We start from the raw sequence: 15423 nt of genomic DNA, 5'->3' as shown, positions 1-15423 counted from the left end.
GGCGCCTCGGAGAACACCCGGCGTCGATGGGTCAGCTGGCGTAGGCCCGCAGGCGGTCGGCCCGCTCGCCCTTGCGCAGCTTCGCCATGACCTCACGCTCGATCTGACGCACCCGCTCGCGGGACAGGCCGAAGAGCTTGCCGATCTGGTCGAGGGTGCGCGGCTGGCCGTCGTCCAAGCCGAAGCGCAGGCGGATGACCTGCTGTTCGCGCTCGTCCAAGGTCGCGAGGACGCTGCGCACGTCGTGGTGCAGCAGTCCCGCGATCACTGCGGACTCGGCGGAGGTGGCCTCGGAGTCCTCGATGAAATCGCCGAGCGGCGCCTCTTCGTCGTTGCCGACCGGCATGTCCAGGCTCACCGGGTCGCGGCTGTGATCGAGCAGATCGGAGATCTTGTCGACCGGGATGCCCGACTCGTTGGCCAGCTCTTCGTCGGTGGCTTCGCGGCCCAGCTGCTGGTGCAACTCCCGCTTGATCCTGGCCAGCTTGTTCACCTGCTCGACGAGGTGGACGGGCAGCCGGATGGTGCGGCTCTGATCGGCCATGCCGCGGGTGATGGCCTGGCGGATCCACCACGTCGCGTAGGTGGAGAACTTGAATCCCTTGGCGTAGTCGAACTTCTCCATCGCCCGGATCAGGCCCAGATTGCCCTCTTGGATGAGATCCAGCAACGGCATGCCGCGACCGGTGTAGCGCTTGGCGAGCGAGACCACGAGGCGAAGGTTGGCTTCGAGCAGGTGCGCCCGTGCGGCCTGGCCGTCGCGCACGATGATGGCGAGATCCTTCTTCCGGCCGGCGGAAAGCCGCTTGCCCGTTTCCAGCAGATGCTGGGCGTAGAGGCCCGCCTCGATGCGCTTGGCCAGCTCGACCTCGTCAGCTGCCGAGAGCAGCGCGGTGCGGCCGATTCCGTTCAGGTACACGCGTACCAAGTCGGCGGCAGGGCTCTGGGCGTCGAGGTCCGATTCGCTGGTGCGCACTCGAGTGGTGGCGGGGCTGGTCATGACTTGCCTCCTGTCGGTGGTGTCTCACTCCGATCAACGGACCCGACAGAGAGAAAGTTCCCCGCTCGCGCCCCGATAAACCGCTTCTGAACTGCGGTTTCGGTCACTTACGTCTGAGAAGTTCCTGAGAACCCCCGCGGGCGGGAACGCCTCCCTGTCCGATGCCTCCGCCGACGCATACCCGGTTGCCCCGTGCTTACACGGGAGCGATCAACCCGTGCCGGACCAAACCGGCGACGACGGTGAGCGCGTCGGCCGCGAACTCCGGCGTCACCTCCTCGGCTCCGTGGGCGAGCGCCAGCAGTTCGACCAGCTCGTACAACGGAAGTCCGTCCGGGCGCATTCCCGCGACCAGCGAGATCGTCGTCTCGTCCACCTCGTGCTGCCAGCGCGGACCGTCGCCCCGGTGCAGCCGCGCGACACGCTCGGCCCAGCCGTCCGGACCGGGCAGGGACACCCGTTCCAGCGCCGTCGTTGGCTCGACCGCGAAACGTGCGGTCCAGGCGTGGTTTTCGTCACTCGCCGCGGCGCGCAGCCAGGCCGACCGTTCGAAATAGGCGCTCGCCTCGGCGCCGAGCGGATCGTCGAAGCCGTGCGTGAGGTCCTCGGCGAGCAACTCGGTGGGACCGTCGATCGCGCGCAGGTAGACGAAGCCGAAACCGATGCCCTCGACGTCGGCGGCGGCGAACGCGTCCAGCCACTGCTCGGCGCGAGCCTGCGACGCTGGATCGCGCGGGTCGAGGCCCGCGTCACGCAGCCAGGTTCCGACGTACAGCGCCGGATCGGCGACATCGCGCTGCACCACCCAGGCGTCGACACCGTGCGCGGGCAGCCACGAGGAGACGCGCTGGCGCCAGTCCTCGCCGTCCACGTGCACCCAGGCCGCCAGCATGGCCGCGGTGCCGCCCGGCGCGAGCAGATCGGGCGCGCGCGAGACGACCAGCCTGCTGGCGCCGTCCAAGGCCAGGCCCGAATCGCGGTAGGTGTGCTCGATACGCGCGGGGCCGACGACGAACGGCGGATTCGCCACCACCTGATCGAACCGTCGCCCGGCCACCGGTTCGAACCAGGAACCCTCCAGCAGTTCGATGTCGAGGCCGTTGAGCGCGGCCGTCGCCTCGGCGAGCCACAGCGCGCGCGGATTCACGTCGGTCGCGGTGACGGTGCGCGCGTAGGAGGCGGCGTGCACCGCCTGCACGCCGCAGCCGGTGCCGAGGTCGAGCACCGATCCGACGGGCCGGGTCGGCGTGGCGCGCAGCAGCGACAGCGAGGCGTGACCTACGCCGAGCACGTGATCCTCGGTGAGGGTTCGCCTGCGCATCGAGTCGTCCAGATCGGACAGGATCCAGCGGTTGCCCTCGCCCGCGTCCAGCGGGCGCAGATCCAATGCCGCGCGGACCTCGTCGCCGTGACGCTCCAGCAGACCCGCCGCGACGGCCCGGTCGACGTCCACCGGCGCCAGCGCGGCCGCCACCTCGCGCTCGGGCAGGGCGTCGCCGAGCAGTAGCAGCCGGATCAGCGTGCCGAGTTCACCGGCCGCCCGCGCCGACCGCCGCACCGGCACCGGCTCGGACCGGCCCAGCGCCGCGTGCGCGTCCGGTCCCAGCGCCGACAGCAGGGTGTCGGCGTCGTAGCCGACGCGGGTCAGCGCCGTCCGCAGCTCCGGGCACAGGGCGGTGAGCAGGGATCCGGTGGTCGTCTGGTTCGTAGGCACACACGTACTCTGCCACCGCTACTCGTGAGCATCCGTAACGCGTTGTCCACGTCACCGAGCGGGCCGTGCCGAGGACGCGTCACCGTGGTGCCGAGGGCACAACGCTGCGGGAGGCGTGCGGAGAATGCGGCACCGCGCAGATGACGCCGAGGACATCACCGCGGAGGCCGCGGGCGGTCACCACAGAGTCGGTGCCGACCAGACAGCACCGCGGCCCCGGATCACACCCCGTTCGGATCGCGTCCGGTGACGCAGTACACGGCGTCGCCCGGATCGGTCAGCACGATCCAGTGCTCGTGGCGGCGCACCACAGTCGCGCCGAGCGATTCGTGCCATGCCGCGGTGGCCTCGATATCGGACGAGGACAGATCGATGTGGGCGCTGGTCGGCCGGTTCTCGCCGAGGCGCTGCAACAGCAACTGGACCGGCATCGGCTCCGCCGGGCGCAGCCGGGAGAACTCGGCGAGTCGGCCCGGCGTGTGCTTCCAGCCGGTGAGGTCGGCCCAGAAGCGCGTCTCCACGTCGTGATCTGCCGCGCCGATGTCCAGGCAGACCTGGTCGAGGCGGCTCAGCGTGCCGTCGGGCGCGCGGAAGGCGGGCGCGGGGTGGCCCTTGGCGCGTCCGCTCGGGGTGAAGCAGAAGATCTGCCCGGCCGGCGAGCGAAGCACCGCGTAGTCGGGGTGGTTGGCGACCAGTTCGGCGTTCAGGTCCAGCGCGACGCGCACGGCGGCGGGGATGTCGTCGACGTCGAAGTCCAGGTGCACGCCGCCGAGGCCGTTCACCGACTGCATCTTGACCCCGGCCGCGGCGAACAGCGCGGGATCCGGCAGCAGCGTGAGGAATTGGTTGTCGTCGCCGCGGCGCGGGGAGAGCTGGGTGCCGGTGATGGTCGACCAGAAGGTCGCGCAGGCGTCGAAACGTTGTGCGGGACGGTCGAGGAACGCCCAGACCCAGCGAATCATGTTGTCTCCTGTGCCGTGCGGGAGGTTCCCGCGACCGCCGACGTGGCCCGGCGCGTGCGCCGAGCAGGTGTTGCGGGACACGGCAAGCGGCGAGTGCGACGCAGGCCACAAGGCCGCCGTGCCCCCGGGACACAGTAAGGGGCGGCCGGGAGACTGTCGAACCGGTTTGGCGGAATCTCGATGTTCTGTGGCATTCGTGCCACTCGTTCGGCGCGCGGCTTTCCGGCAAGCTCGGCGGGTGACCGAACTGCGCACCTCACCCGCCGAGCCAGTCGAGCCCGCCGAGCCCGTCGACAAGGCGGTGCGGCGGCCGCACCCGGCCTGGATCGTCGCGGGGGTCGGCTTCGTCGCGCTGCTCGGCGCGGCCGCGTTCCGTTCTGTGCCCAGTGTGCTGATGGACCCGCTGCACGCGGAGTTCGGGTGGTCGCACGGCACCATCGGTTTCGCGGTCTCGCTGAATCTGCTGCTCTACGGGCTCATCTCGCCGTTCGCCGCAGCGCTGATGGACAAGTTCGGCATTCGCAGGGTGGTGGCCTGCGCGCTGGTGCTCGTCGCGGCGGGCAGCGGACTGACCGTCTTCATGACCCAGGCCTGGCAACTGGTCGCGACCTGGGGTCTGCTGGTCGGCGTCGGTGTCGGCTCGATGTCGATGCCGTTCGTGGCGACCATCACCGGGCGCTGGTTCGTGCGCCATCGCGGCCTGGTGACCGGCGTCCTGACGGCCGCGGGCGCGACCGGACAACTGGTCTTCCTCCCGCTGGTTTCGGCGCTGGCGCACGAGCACGGCTGGCGCCTGCCCGCGCTGGTGGTGGCCGGCGCGGCGCTGGCGGTGGTGCCGCTCGTTCTGCTGTTCGTCCGCGACTTCCCCAGCGACGTAGGCGTTTCCGCGTACGGCGCGGAACCCGGTTCGCCCGCTGGGATGCGCACCACCGCGCAGGGTGGCGCGACGCGGGCGCTCACCGTGCTGGCGCGGATCGCGCGGACGCGCGGATTCTGGTTGCTGGCAGGCGGTTTCGCGGTGTGCGGCGCCTCGACCAACGGTCTGGTCGGCACCCACTTCGTCAGCGCGGCGCACGACCACGGGATGCCGCCGACCACCGCCGCCGGGCTGCTCGCGCTGGTCGGCGTCTTCGACGTGGCGGGCACCATCGCCTCGGGGTGGCTCACCGACCGCGTCGACCCGCGGTATCTGCTGCTGGCGTACTACAGCCTGCGCGGGCTCTCACTGCTGATCCTGCCGTCGTTGTTCGCGCCGCACACCGAGCCGAGCATGTGGGTCTTCGTGATCTTCTACGGCCTGGACTGGATCGCGACCGTCCCGCCGACGGTCGCGCTGTGCCGCGAGCTGTTCGGCGAGGACGGGCCGGTGGCCTTCGGCTGGGTCTTCGCCTCGCACCAGATCGGCTCGGCGATCGCGGCCACCGGCGCGGGCGTCATTCGCGACGTACAGGGCAGCTACGACACGGCCTGGTACGTGGCGGGCGCGTTGTGCGGGCTCGCGGCGCTGATGTCGATCGTCATCCGCAGGCGGGTCGGCGCCTGACAACCACTCACCCGTCGATGGCGTTGTGCGGACGGGATTCGATGGCCTTGCGGGGGCGATCCCAGCGGCTGGGTTCGTCCTTGCGCCGCGGCGGGCGGTCGTTGGCGATGAGCACCGCGATCCACGGCAGCGGAATCGACGCGCCGATGATCAGCAGCGAGATCAGGGCGCTGTCCCACGCGCTGTAGGCGACGGCGGCCAGCACGAGCGCGGGGATACGGAACGCCATCAGGATCGTGTACCTGCGCACCCGCGCGCGATGCTGATCCTCGAGCGACGGGGCGGCCTCGGTGATGAGCACCGGGTGCTTGTCGTCGCTTCCGGGGAAGTACCCGCGCGACGGGGAAGGACCGGATGAGACGTCCGGGCGAACACCGCGGCCGATGTCGTCGGCGTCGGAGGAGTCGCCGTACTGCTGCATACCCTGAGTCTTCCACTCCGGTGTCCCCCGCGCACACACCAGGTCGATTCACCGCGGGCTTCGGGCGCGGGCGACCCGCCGGACCGTCATACGGCATCATGGAATCCGTGAGTACCGACACCCTGGTTCGCCCGGATACGACCACCGACGAGACGACGGGCGACGACACCCCGAAGTTCTTCCACTATGTGAAGAAGGACAAGATCGCCGAGAGCGCCGTCATGGGCACCGTGGTCGTGGCCCTGTGCGGCGAGGTGTTCCCCGTGACCCGCTCGCCGAAGCCCGGTTCGCCGGTCTGCCCGGAGTGCAAGAAGGTCTACGAGTCCCTGCGCAAGGGCGACTGAGTCCCGCGACCTTCGACCGCGCGGTCACCTCGAGCTACGCAGCGCGTCCCGCGCGGCGGAGGTGGTCGCGCGCGCCGACTCCGCGCGACCCGACGCGTCGGCGTCGGTCTCCTCCTCCGGCGTCTCGCCGCGCACCTGGTTGGAGATCCATTCCTTCATCTGCTCGATGCGGGTGGCGCGGGCGGGCCAGAACTCCTGGACCGCGGCGTTGAACTCGGCGCCGAGAATCACCGCGAAGCCGAGGAAGAACGTGAAGAGCAGGAACGCGATCGGCGTCGCCAACGCGCCGTAACTCACGCCGGTCGCGGTGATCCAGGACAGGTAGCGGCGCAGCCCCTCGCTGGCCGCCATGAAGAACACGCCCGCGACGAGCGCCCCGGCGAACAGCCGATGCCAGGGCAGCGTGCGATGCAGCGCCAGCTTGTACAGCGTGGTCAGGCCGACGATGAGCAACAGGCCGACGCCGGGGTAGTAGAAGCTGTCCAGCAGCTGTAGGCCCGGCTCGCGCCACCCGTCCGGCAGCACCCGGCCGATCAGGCTGGGACCGAGCGCGACGAGCGGCAGGATGAACACCGCCGCCACCAGGAACAGCACGTAGAGCAGCAGCGCGAAGATGCGCTGCCACACCGGATGCCGCGCGTCCTGCTGGTCGTGCGCCTCCACAATCGCGTCGACGAAGGTCGCCATCGCCGAGGATCCGGCCCACAGCGAGAGCACGAAGCCGAACGACACCACCGCGCCGCGCCCGCGGCCGAGCACGTCGCCGACGGTCGGTTCGATCAGGTCGGTGACGACGGCCTCGCTGAACAGCTCCCGGCTGAACGTGATGATCTTGGATTCCACGATCTCGACGGTGTCTGGCCCGAACCAGCCGCCGACGTAACCGAGACTGCCGAGCACCCCGAGCAGCAGCGGGGCCAGCGACAGGGTCTGCCAGAACGCGGCGGCCGCGGACTTGGCGAAGATCGAGTCGTCCCACGCCTTCGCCGACACCCGGACCACCAGCCTGCGCGCCTGTCGTCCGGCGTGCCTGACCCGCCGGACGACGACGCCCGCGCCATGCGGCGGCGTGCCCGCGCCGCCGCTGTGGATCGGCTCGGGCCCGCGCGCGGGTGGGGGACTGGCTTCGGTCATGGTGCCTACAGCATCGCGCACCGGACGCGCGCGCACCGGCTCGTCCCCGCATCGTGTCGGCGGGCAACAGGTGAACACGGGGCGGCATGCGGGAATGTGTGACGCGGATCGCGACCGCCGCGTCGGTTTGGCGACACGCCGTCCCCGGCCGCTACTGTCTTCTGCGTGACTGGGTCGGATGGCGCTGCGGCGGGAGATGGAGCGACGCCGGGCGATTCGGGAAAGTCGGCAGCCGGGGGTGGTTCGCTACGTGCGTGGCAGCGGCGCGCGCTCACGAAATACCTGGCAACCAAGCCGCGCGACTTCCTCGCCGTGGCGACGCCGGGCGCCGGTAAGACCACCTTCGCGCTGCGGGTGGCGGCCGAACTGCTCGCCGACCGCACCGTGGACCAGATCACGGTGGTAGCACCGACCGAACACCTCAAGCACCAGTGGGCGGCCTCGGCCGCGCGCAGCGGCATCCAGCTGGATTCCCGGTTCTCCAACGCCACCGGCGGCACCTCCGGCGACTACCACGGCGTGGTCGTCACCTACGCGCAGGTCGCCTCGCATCCGTCCAGGCACCGGGTGCGCACCGAGAACCGCAGGACCCTGGTGATCCTCGACGAGATCCACCACGCGGGCGATGCCAAGAGCTGGGGTGACGCGACCGCGGAGGCGTTCGGCGACGCGACGCGCAGGCTGGCGCTGACCGGTACGCCGTTCCGCTCCGACGACAGCCAGATCCCGTTCGTCGTCTACGAGCCCGACGAATCCGGCTTCCCCAAGTCGCGCGCCGACCACACCTACGGCTACGCCGAGGCGCTGGCCGACGGCGTCGTCCGGCCGGTGGTCTTCCTGGCCTACTCCGGTGACGCGCATTGGCGCGACAGCGCTGGCGAGGAGCACTCGGCCCGGCTCGGCGAGCCGCTCAACGCCGAACAGACCGCGCGCGCCTGGCGCACCGCGCTGGACCCCGCGGGCGACTGGATCTCCGCGGTGCTGCGCGCCGCCGACATCCGGCTGCGCCAGAAGCGCGCCTCGGGCATGCCCGACGCGGGCGGCCTGGTGATCGCCACCGATCAGGACCGGGCCCGCGACTACGCCGAACTGCTCGAACACATTTCGGGCGAGCGGCCCGCGCTGGTGCTCTCCGACGATCCCGCGTCCTCGAACCGGATCGCCGAGTTCAGCAACAACACCCAGCCGTGGATGGTCGCGGTGCGCATGGTGTCCGAGGGCGTCGACGTGCCGCGCCTCGCCGTCGGCGTCTACGCGACAAGCGCTTCGACGCCGCTCTACTTCGCCCAGGCCATCGGCCGATTCGTGCGTGCCCGCCGCCCCGGCGAGACGGCGAGCGTGTTCCTGCCCTCGGTGCCCGTGCTGCTGGATCTGGCCGCGCAGCTGGAGTTGCAGCGCGACCACGTCATCGGCAAGCCGCACCGGGAGAAGAACGGCCTCGACGACGAGCTGCTGACCGACGCGGCCAAGCAGAAGGACGAGCCGGGCGAGGAAGAGAAGAAGTTCGTGGCGCTCGCCGCGGACGCCGAGCTCGATCAGGTGATCTACGACGGCTCCTCGTTCGGCACCGCCACCTTCGCCGGCAGCGACGAGGAGGCCGACTACCTCGGCATTCCCGGCCTGCTCGACGCCGACCAGATGCGCGCGCTGCTGCGCGAGCGCCAAGCGCGGCAGCTGGCCGATCGTGGCGAGCCGAAGATCGTGGAACCCGCGCCGCAGGTCGCGACCGCCGCCGAGCGGGTCGCCACCGCGGACCGGCTCGGTGAACTGCGCAAGGAACTCAACAGCCTGGTGGCCATGCACCACCACCGCACCGGCAAGCCGCACGGGGTGATCCACGGCGAGCTGCGCCGCGAGTGCGGCGGGCCGCCGACCGCGCTGGCCACGGCCGACCAGCTGCACGAGCGCATCGCCGCGCTGCGTCGGAGGTAGCGCCTCCACTTCAGGCGGGCCAGGCCGCAATGGCGCGTCGCGGGCGAGCCGCGGGTGCGCGAACTGGTGGCCACCGCCGCGGCGCGGCCTGACGGTCAGGCTGGGGCCGGTTCGAAGTAGTGGTCGGGGTCGAGGGAATTGATCGGGGTCCAGCGCGGCTGTTCGACGGTGATCTCCGCATCGGCGTGCGCCGCTTCGAAATAACCCTGGATCTCCAGGGCCAGCCGTGGGTGTTCGTCGACTCGCCGCGCTATGTCGTAGAGCGTGGCGAGCACGTGGACGCAGCGGTCGGTGCGCGCCGAGCACGAGCAGTCGACGGCGGCGAGCACCGGGGCGGGCCGCACGTCCGCCGCGACGAGCGCGCGGTGCGTCTCGTCGGTCAGTACCGTCGGGTCCGGGATCACTTCCGCGATGGCGGCCACCGCCTGCCGGGACAGCGGAGCGACCTCGAGGTGCGTCACCGAGGCCTGCCCGCCGCGATGGATGTGCGCGCGCACGACGCGGCCTTCGACGGTGGCCTGGACGCCGTTGTTGCGGGCGATGCTGCGGGCGCGGGGCAGCAGCGGGTCGGGCCGGGTCTGGCGCAGCGGCTCGGCGAGCCGCACCCAATCCATGCCCCAAGCGGTGTAGCCGAATTCGTTGTCCGCCATCAGTTCTCTCGCTTCCGTCGCAGGATCTCGACGAGTTGGTCGTCGTCGAGGCGGGCCAGTGCGGCGATGCCCGCGGAGTCCGACAGGTCGGTCAGCGCGGATTTGCGGTCGTGCATGCCTGCGATGTGCTCCTCGACGGTCGTTCCGGAGGTGAGGGTGGTGATGGTGACCGTGCGGGTCTGGCCGATCCGGTGCGCGCGGTCGGAGGCCTGCGCCTCCACTGCCGGATTCCACCAGCGGTCGAAGTGCACCACGTCGGCGGCGCGGGTCAGGGTGAGGCCGGTGCCCGCCGCCCGCAGGCTCAGCACGAGCACCGGCGGCCCGTCCGCGGACTGGAAGTCCCGCACGATCGCCGCGCGCTGGTCCTGGTTCAGTCCGCCGTGGAAGAACGGTGCGGTCACGCCGAACTGCTCGGCGAGGTGACGGACCAACAACTCACCGGTCTGCCGGTACTGGGTGAAAATCAGGGTGGGCGAGTCTGTTTCGAGATTGGTGGCGACGATGTCGGTGCACAGGTCGAGCTTGCCCGAACGACCGGGCAGCTCGGCCAGATCGCCGGTGATCAGGCCCGGGTGGTTGCACACCTGCTTGAGCGCGGTGAGCGCGGCCAGCACCCGGCTCTGCCGTTGCGCGCCGGAACCGAAGCCGTCGTCGATGGCCCGCTCCAGCAGCTGATCGTAGAGCTTCTCCTGTTCGGCGGTCAGATCGCAGAGCAGATCGGTGTGGATCTTCGCGGGCAGCGCGGCGGCTACCTGAAACTTCTTGCGCGCCAACACGACCGGTTCGATGGTGGCGCGGAGCCGGGCGGCGGCCGCGGCCGAACCCTCCTGGATGGGCCGGACGAAACGGCGGCGGAACTGGCCGCGATGGGCGAACAGGCGCGGGGCGACCAGGTGCAACAACGCCCACAGTTCCTCGAGGTGGTTCTCCACCGGCGTGCCGGTCAGCGCCACCTTGGCGGGGCTGGTGAGGGCGCGGGCGGCCTTGGCGAGCTGGGTGCGCGGGTTCTTCAACGCCTGCGCCTCGTCGAATACCGCTGTCGCCCAGTCCTGTTCGGCGAGGAGGTGGCCGTGCAGCCGCAGCATCGGGTAGCCGACCACCACGATGTCACCCGGTGCCGCGGCGAGTTCCCCACCGCGCCAGCTGATCGGGCGCAGTTCCGGTGCGAAACGGGTGATCTCGTGCGCCCAGTTGCCGACCAGCGACGTGGGGCAGACGACGAGCTGTGCGCCCGCCGCGGCACGCGCGAGCAGAAAACCGATGGCCTGCACCGTCTTTCCGAGGCCCATCTCGTCGGCGAGCACCGCGCCGCCGTAGGCCTCGGTGGTCTCGGTCAGCCAGCCGATCCCACGCGCCTGATAGGGACGCAGGTCGGCGTGCAGGGTGGTCGCCAGGTCGGCGGCCACCGCCTCGGTGTCGAGCAGGGTTCGCAGCGCGCGATCGGCGGACACGATCGCGGTCCCCACGGCGTCCGGTACGGCGTGGGCTGCGATGGGCAGTGCGTCGACTGGTTCGCCTCGCCGCAGGACGGTCCGCCATGCTCGCAGCGACGAGCCCGCGTGGAGCGGCCTTGGTGTGGCGGATGGTTCGGCGGATGCCATCGGGGCCGAGTGCGGTCGATCCGGGGAACCGGCGGCAGGCAACTCGTCGCCCAGCTCGAGAGCGGCGAGTTCCGCGGGCGAGATCAACGCGCAGTCGACATCGACGACTTCGATGGCCCCGCGCGACCCGGTCGGCAGTGCGAGCGCCAACGTCTCCCGGTCGCCGAGATCCGCCGGTGCGCGGCCGGGGCCGTGACCCGTCCAGGTCCACAAGGCGAAGAGGTGACGGTCGGGCAGGTAGGTGGCCTGTGTGCTGGGCAGAGCGAACCCCTAGATCATCGTATGGCGTACGGAGTATCGTGACAACGTACACCGTACCAAGTTTGTTCCGAGGAGTCCCTTGCCCGCGCAGAGCGACGACGACCAGGCGAAACAACTGCTGCACCTGCTGTGGCGGCGGTCGCTGCCGCCGCGCGCGGGCGGGCGCGGGCCGAAGCAGACGGTGAGCGTCGACGCCGTGGTCGCGGCCGCCGTGGCACTGGCCGACCGCGAGGGGTACGAGAAGGTGTCCATCCGCGCGGTCGCGGCCGAACTGGGCCTGCGGCCGATGAGCCTGTACACCTACGTGCCGAGCAAGGAGGCGCTGACCGTGCTGATGGTCGACGCCGTCGCCGCGGAGGACGCGCCCATTCCCGCCGGGCTGCCGGTGCGCGAGCGGATGGCGGACATCGCGCGTCAGGTGCGCGCCGAGGTGCTGGCGCATCCCTGGCTGCTGGAGGTCTCGCCGTGGCGCGCGGTGCTCGGGCCGGGGCGGATGCGGCGCTACGAGCGTCAGCTGGCGGCCATCGAGGGGATCGGGCTCACAGACCTCGCGATGGATCGGGCCATCGCGGTGCTGACCGAGTTCGCGACCGGGAACGCGCGGATCGCGGTGGCCGCCGCCCGCGGCGCCGCGGAGCTGAGCGACGCGCAGTGGTGGGAGCGGTACGGTCCCGAACTGGCCAGGGTCATGCCGCTCGGGGAGTTCCCGCTCGCCGGACGGGTCGGCGCGGCGGTGGGGGAGCGGTATCAGGCGCCTGCCGATCCGGACGGCGCTTTCGAGTTCGGGTTGGCTCGGCTGCTGGATGGCATCCTCGCGGAGCTCGACACCGATGTGACGTAGGCCCCGTCTCGAAGTCCCTCCGCGGCCACGGACACATCCGGCCGGACTTCGAGGCAGGGCCTGGCCCACGTAGGCGAAGCCGAGCCTCGAGCGCTGTGACCTCGAACACAGTGAACTCCGAACACGCCCGCAGCGGGCGACGATTCGTCGCCCGCTGCGGGGAAAGGTCCTGTTGTTCGATGCTGTTGTGTCGGGAAGCGAAAACCGGTCAGAGGGCGGGAGCCGACTCCGTGTCGATCACGGCCTCGAGCTCACGCAGCCGATCCATGTGTTCGTTCGCGTGATGCTGGCAGAAGAGCAACTCTCCACCTGCGGGCAGAACGGCACGCACTCGGGCAGCCGCCCCGCAACGGTCGCAACGATCGACCGCGGTCAGTGGGGTGCTTGTCAGGGTTCCTGGCATGACTCCTCCGTCCTGGCTCCCGGCACTACAGTCCGTTCACCTGGTGTGGGGCTCGTGGTCACTCACCACGAGCTCGCTACCGCTACTTCCCAGCAGTGGTATGACTACTCTGTCAGACGTTCGGGACGGGGGCATTGTTCCCGCAAGTGATTCTGTGTGTTTTCTCTAACACGACCTGGGATTTCGCTGATGGCGAACGCTCCAGGTCGGGGATCGAACCACACTCGATCACCCACGAACTCGTCTATCCAGTTGGTCTGTTGGGAGATTACCCGTGACGTGTGACACTCACACGCTGGTTCACCTTTGTACTTTGCCCGAATGGCGCAACGCACGGCAAACCGGCGAGCATCGACCGCCCTCGTTGGCCGAGGTCGGGTTCGTTCACCTTTCGACGCCGCAGCAAGTCCACCTGCCCGCCAACCGGTTGTACGCGGGACGGCATGACCTGGTGCTGTTGCGCATCGACGCGAAAATGCTCGTGGACCCGGTGAAATGGGAGCCGGGCGTCCAAACGGACCCGGCCTCGATGCTCTTCCCGCACCTGTACGGCCCACTCCCTGTGAGCGTCGTCACATCTGTCGACGAGTATCGGCCAGGGCCGGACGGAACTTTCGCGCCGCTGCCGGAGTGACCGCCGTCACTCAGCGCGCCCGCGCCTGCCGCGCCAGGATGGCCGCCTGAACACGGGACCGCACACCGAGTTTCGTGAGCACCCGCGAGACGTGCGTCTTCACCGTGGTCTCCCCGATGAACAACCGCGCCGCGATCTGCGCGTTCGACAAGCCTTCGCCGAGGCAGTCCAGCACTTCGCGTTCGCGTTCGGTGAGATCGGCGAGTCCGGCTGGCGCGGCGGGTTCGGCGTCGGTTCCGGAAGACGCGAACGCGGCGATCACCGCCCGGGTGACCTCCGGCGCCAGCACGCCGTCTCCCGCAGCGACCGCGCGCACCGCGTCGACGAGTGCTTGTCCCGACGTGGATTTCAGCACGAAGCCGGACGCGCCTGCCCGCAGGGCGCGAAAGACGTACTCGTCCAAGTCGAATGTGGTGAGGATGAGCACCCGCGCCAGCGCGTCGGCGGTGACGCGCTCGGTGGCGGTGATGCCGTCCACGCCGGGCATCCGCACATCCATCAGCACCACGTCGGGTCGCAACGCCTTGGCCTGCGCGACCGCGATGTCGCCGTCGGCGGCCTCGCCGATCACCTCGATGCCCTCGGCGCTGTCCAGGATCATCCGCAACCCGGCGCGGATCGCGCCGTGGTCGTCGGCGATCAGCACGCGAATCGTCATGCCACCTCCGGTGTTCGGCTGCCACCTGGTGACGGTTCGGCCGCCCCGAGCGGAAGTCTGGCGCGCACCGCCCAGCCATCGGCTTCCGGTCCTGCGGTGAAGCTGCCGCCCAGCGCGGCGGCCCGCTCGCGCATGTTCACCAGGCCGCGATGCGCCGCCGCGGAATTCGCGGATCCGGCCGAATTCGCCGGGGTGGGAGCGGGATTGCGCACCGACACGTCGAGTGTCGACCGATCGGCGCGCACCGCGATGTCGACCGGCCGCCCGGGGGCGTGCTTCATCGCGTTCGTCAAGGCCTCCTGGACGATTCGGTAAGCGGCCTGGTCCACCGCGCTGGGCAACGCCGCGCCGTCGAGCGAATCGGCAACGCGCACCGTCGTTCCCGCCGACCGGGCGGCGTCCACCAGGATCGGCAACTGGGCCAGGGTGCGCGGCGCGGCGGGCTCGTCCTCGCCGCCGTCGTCGCGGCGCAGCAGACCGATCATGGTCCGCATCTCTTGGAGCGCGCTGACGCTGTTGGCCCGGATCGAGCCGAGGATCCCGGCCATCGCGGGATCGGTATCCGCGCGGGTCAGCACGCCGAGCGCCGCCTCGGACTGGATCGCGATGGCCGAGAGGTGCCCCGCGATGACGTCGTGCAGGTCGCGCGCCATCGTCTTGCGCTCGTCGGCGATGGCGGCGCGCCGGTCCAGCTCGGCCACCAAGGCCATCGCCTGCACCCGCGCGCGTTCGGCCTCGGCGATCTCCTTGTGTGTCCGCACCGACAGCGCCCACCAGATCGGCGTGCCGACGAACGCGGCCGCCGCGGCGACCGACAGCACCAGCACCCGCCAGTCGCCCGCCGCGACGAACGCCGCGATCGTGATCACCGTCGTCAGCCCGGCGCAGCCGATCGTCACCCAGCGCGAGACCGCGCGGGTGCCGTAGAGGACGGCCGCGTAGATCAGATCCGAGTAGACGATCCACACCGGCACCGTCGGGCCGAGCGCCAGATCGATGCCGACCGGGACCGCGCCCGCCAGCAGCGCCGCCAGCGGCGCGCGCCGCCGCAGCAGCGTCGCGGCGCACAGCAGCGCGAGCACACCGAACCGGGCGCCGAGCGAAGGGGCGACGCTCGCCTGGGTCATCGGATAGAGCCCGGACAGGTACAGGAACGCGCCGAAGGTGAACGCGAAGGCCGCGACCAGCGCGTCCTGCGCGGTCGCCGACAACGCGCGCCACTGCTTCACCGACCCATCACAGCACACCCGCCGACGGTCGCGGGTCCGCCGAAGTGATGACGCGCGATCGATCCGACGGCCGACGCGGCGCACCCCGGTGGGGCG

At 70.6% G+C, this 15423-nt stretch carries 15 protein-coding genes; 5 read left to right on the top strand and 10 right to left on the bottom strand.

The window, feature by feature from the left end; genetic code table 11:
• Positions 1-31: 31 nt before the first annotated feature.
• The 3 genes from CRP45_RS30530 to CRP45_RS30520 all read right to left on the bottom strand — a co-directional run bounded on the left by CRP45_RS30530 (position 32) and on the right by CRP45_RS30520 (position 3676).
• On the bottom strand, positions 32-1000 hold the full coding sequence (locus CRP45_RS30530) for a sigma-70 family RNA polymerase sigma factor (protein ID WP_067779550.1): 969 nt from the start codon (positions 998-1000) through the stop codon (positions 32-34).
• Between the two features lie 196 nt (positions 1001-1196).
• On the bottom strand, positions 1197-2714 hold the full coding sequence (locus tag CRP45_RS30525; RefSeq protein WP_097248090.1) for a DUF7782 domain-containing protein: 1518 nt from the start codon (positions 2712-2714) through the stop codon (positions 1197-1199).
• A 221-nt stretch (positions 2715-2935) separates the two neighbouring features.
• Positions 2936-3676 (bottom strand): VOC family protein, encoded by a 741-nt coding sequence (locus CRP45_RS30520; protein ID WP_097248145.1) that lies wholly within the window; start codon positions 3674-3676, stop codon positions 2936-2938.
• Positions 3677-3923: 247 nt separating this feature from the next.
• On the opposite strand from CRP45_RS30520, the gene CRP45_RS30515 reads away from it, so the two are divergent.
• Positions 3924-5219, top strand: coding sequence for an MFS transporter (locus CRP45_RS30515; protein ID WP_218841208.1), 1296 nt, complete (start codon positions 3924-3926; stop codon positions 5217-5219).
• A gap of 7 nt (positions 5220-5226) precedes the next feature.
• Here CRP45_RS30515 and CRP45_RS30510 read toward each other — a convergent pair whose 3' ends face one another.
• On the bottom strand, positions 5227-5640 hold the full coding sequence (locus tag CRP45_RS30510; protein ID WP_097248088.1) for a DUF3099 domain-containing protein: 414 nt from the start codon (positions 5638-5640) through the stop codon (positions 5227-5229).
• Positions 5641-5747: 107 nt separating this feature from the next.
• Here CRP45_RS30510 and CRP45_RS30505 point away from each other — a divergent pair, with 107 nt between their 5' ends.
• Entirely contained in the window at positions 5748-5984 is a 237-nt protein-coding gene (locus CRP45_RS30505; protein ID WP_067780064.1) for a DUF3039 domain-containing protein, read from the top strand.
• Positions 5985-6008: 24 nt separating this feature from the next.
• Here the strand turns inward: CRP45_RS30505 and CRP45_RS30500 are convergent, their stop codons facing one another.
• Positions 6009-6989: a YihY/virulence factor BrkB family protein gene (locus CRP45_RS30500; protein WP_372508110.1), complete on the bottom strand. Its 981-nt coding sequence runs from the start codon at positions 6987-6989 to the stop codon at positions 6009-6011.
• A gap of 294 nt (positions 6990-7283) precedes the next feature.
• On the opposite strand from CRP45_RS30500, the gene CRP45_RS30495 reads away from it, so the two are divergent.
• A complete protein-coding gene (locus CRP45_RS30495) occupies positions 7284-9050 on the top strand; it encodes a DEAD/DEAH box helicase (protein WP_067779561.1) in 1767 nt (588 codons plus the stop codon).
• A gap of 95 nt (positions 9051-9145) precedes the next feature.
• Here the strand turns inward: CRP45_RS30495 and CRP45_RS30490 are convergent, their stop codons facing one another.
• Complete coding sequence (locus CRP45_RS30490) at positions 9146-9700, bottom strand: hypothetical protein (RefSeq protein ID WP_097248086.1); 555 nt, start codon at positions 9698-9700, stop codon at positions 9146-9148.
• Positions 9700-11514 carry a DEAD/DEAH box helicase gene (locus CRP45_RS30485; protein ID WP_245910598.1) on the bottom strand — a complete coding sequence of 605 codons (1815 nt, stop codon included), beginning with the start codon at positions 11512-11514 and terminating at the stop codon, positions 9700-9702. Before CRP45_RS30485 ends, CRP45_RS30490 begins: the two co-directional genes overlap by 1 nt.
• Before the next feature lie 127 nt (positions 11515-11641).
• Between CRP45_RS30485 and CRP45_RS30480 the strand changes: the two genes are divergently transcribed.
• Entirely contained in the window at positions 11642-12403 is a 762-nt protein-coding gene (locus CRP45_RS30480) for a TetR/AcrR family transcriptional regulator (RefSeq protein WP_245910597.1), read from the top strand.
• Between the two features lie 208 nt (positions 12404-12611).
• On the opposite strand, the gene CRP45_RS34825 is transcribed toward CRP45_RS30480, so the two are convergent.
• Positions 12612-12806 (bottom strand): DUF7455 domain-containing protein, encoded by a 195-nt coding sequence (locus tag CRP45_RS34825; protein WP_029903635.1) that lies wholly within the window; start codon positions 12804-12806, stop codon positions 12612-12614.
• A 274-nt stretch (positions 12807-13080) separates the two neighbouring features.
• Between CRP45_RS34825 and CRP45_RS30470 the strand changes: the two genes are divergently transcribed.
• Positions 13081-13440 (top strand): DUF952 domain-containing protein, encoded by a 360-nt coding sequence (locus CRP45_RS30470; protein ID WP_097248084.1) that lies wholly within the window; start codon positions 13081-13083, stop codon positions 13438-13440.
• A gap of 10 nt (positions 13441-13450) precedes the next feature.
• Here the strand turns inward: CRP45_RS30470 and CRP45_RS30465 are convergent, their stop codons facing one another.
• Both CRP45_RS30465 and CRP45_RS30460 read right to left on the bottom strand, forming a co-directional pair.
• Positions 13451-14098, bottom strand: a complete 648-nt coding sequence (locus tag CRP45_RS30465; protein ID WP_097248083.1) for a response regulator — start codon at positions 14096-14098, stop codon at positions 13451-13453.
• Positions 14095-15327, bottom strand: coding sequence for a sensor histidine kinase (locus CRP45_RS30460; protein WP_245910595.1), 1233 nt, complete (start codon positions 15325-15327; stop codon positions 14095-14097). The genes CRP45_RS30465 and CRP45_RS30460 overlap by 4 nt, the downstream gene beginning before the upstream one ends.
• Positions 15328-15423 lie beyond the last annotated feature (96 nt).

The organism is Nocardia amikacinitolerans, from assembly GCF_900215415.1.
GTDB lineage: Bacteria > Actinomycetota > Actinomycetes > Mycobacteriales > Mycobacteriaceae > Nocardia > Nocardia amikacinitolerans.
This window is presented reverse-complemented; position numbering and strand designations above follow the sequence as displayed.

What these genes read in the sequence shown, in the direction of transcription:
- CRP45_RS30510 (WP_097248088.1), bottom strand. Translation starts at nt 5,640, where the DNA reads ATGCAGCAGTACGGCGACTCCTCCGACGCCGACGACATCGGCCGCGGT.
- CRP45_RS30520 (WP_097248145.1), bottom strand. Translation starts at nt 3,676, where the DNA reads ATGATTCGCTGGGTCTGGGCGTTCCTCGACCGTCCCGCACAACGTTTC.
- CRP45_RS30490 (WP_097248086.1), bottom strand. Translation starts at nt 9,700, where the DNA reads ATGGCGGACAACGAATTCGGCTACACCGCTTGGGGCATGGATTGGGTG.
- CRP45_RS30465 (WP_097248083.1), bottom strand. Translation starts at nt 14,098, where the DNA reads ATGACGATTCGCGTGCTGATCGCCGACGACCACGGCGCGATCCGCGCC.
- CRP45_RS30530 (WP_067779550.1), bottom strand. Translation starts at nt 1,000, where the DNA reads ATGACCAGCCCCGCCACCACTCGAGTGCGCACCAGCGAATCGGACCTC.
- CRP45_RS34825 (WP_029903635.1), bottom strand. Translation starts at nt 12,806, where the DNA reads ATGCCAGGAACCCTGACAAGCACCCCACTGACCGCGGTCGATCGTTGC.